Source organism: Mesorhizobium sp. M1E.F.Ca.ET.063.01.1.1, assembly GCF_003998155.1.
Taxonomy (GTDB): domain Bacteria; phylum Pseudomonadota; class Alphaproteobacteria; order Rhizobiales; family Rhizobiaceae; genus Mesorhizobium.
Window position 1 is genome coordinate 1 of sequence record NZ_RZSC01001200.1, and the last position, 1,152, is coordinate 1,152.

Genomic DNA, 1,152 nt, shown 5'->3' on the forward strand with positions numbered 1-1,152 from the left:
GGGGGGAGGCGGGGGGGGGGCGGCCGCCGCTGCAAAAGGATCAAGAGCCGCTTGCGGCCGATACCGCAGAATCCGTGGCCGGTGGAAACGGTGCGCACGCCGTCATGGACGACGGCAATGTCGTCCCAATAGGCGAAATGCTTCTTGATCCAGACGGCGCTGACGGGATCGTTCCTGGTCAGATTGTCCAGCGTTTCGGCCGACAGCACCACGCCCCAGCCGAAGGTGTCGTCCGGGCGGTTGCGCTCATAGACAGTCACCTCGTGCGCGGCGTCGCGCAGCTTCAATGAGATGGCAAAGTAGAGGCCGGCCGGTCCGCCGCCGAGAACCGCAACCTTCATGTCTTGCGATCTCCTCTAGAGCAATTCCAGGAAAGGTGCGTAGCGGTTTTCCGTCCGGAATTGCGCGAAACGCTCTAAGGGTATCCGGGGGCGCCGGCAGCACCGGCGAACCCGACCGTCAGTATCGCGCGCGAAGGCAATTATTTCAAGCTTAAAGTTTTATAATTGAACAATTGCCTATGCGCATTGCGGATCGACTCACTTGGGCGGATCCTTGGGGCTCCACAGCACCGTCTCGGCGCCCTTCTCGTAGGCCATGCCTTGGGGATAGCTGATCGCTTCGAGCTGCAGCCCCCAGGGCGCCTGGAAATAGAGGATGGTCTCGCCGGCTGCCGGCCCTTCCTTGACCGGCAGCGGTCCGAGTCTGGTCTTCACGCCCTTGGCGTCAAGATAGGTTTTCGCCGCGCCGACGTCATCGACATAGAAGGCGATGTGGAAGCCGCCGATGTCGCTGTTCTTCGGCTGCAGGTCCTTCTGGTCGGGCGCGGTGTATTTGAACAGCTCGATGTTCGATCCCGTGCCGCAGCGGACCATGGTGATCTCCTCGATCACCGCCTTCGGGTCGACGCCGAGCAGGTCCTGCATGAAGGTGCCCTTGTCGTCGGCGAACGGGCCGAAGGACATCGCCTTCTTGCAGCCTACGACATTGGTGAAGAAATCGACGGCCTGCTTCATGTCGGGCACGGTGATGCCGGTATGGTCGTGACCGCGCATGCCGGGGATCGAGTCGGCCGACGCCGCTCCCATTGCGCCGAACAAAGTGGCTGCGAACATCGCGGCCTGGATTGCGTATTTCACGTCACCCTCCATT

2 protein-coding genes are annotated in these 1,152 nt (G+C 61.9%); both read right to left on the reverse strand.

Features of this window, described 5'->3' with window-relative positions:
- Positions 1 to 341, reverse strand: a 341-nt coding sequence (locus tag EOA29_RS37230; protein WP_189479132.1) for an FAD-dependent oxidoreductase, incomplete at its 3' end; no start/stop codon positions are given.
- Between the two features lie 198 nt (positions 342 to 539).
- Entirely contained in the window at positions 540 to 1,139 is a 600-nt protein-coding gene (locus EOA29_RS37235) for a VOC family protein (protein WP_189350393.1), read from the reverse strand.
- Positions 1,140 to 1,152 lie beyond the last annotated feature (13 nt).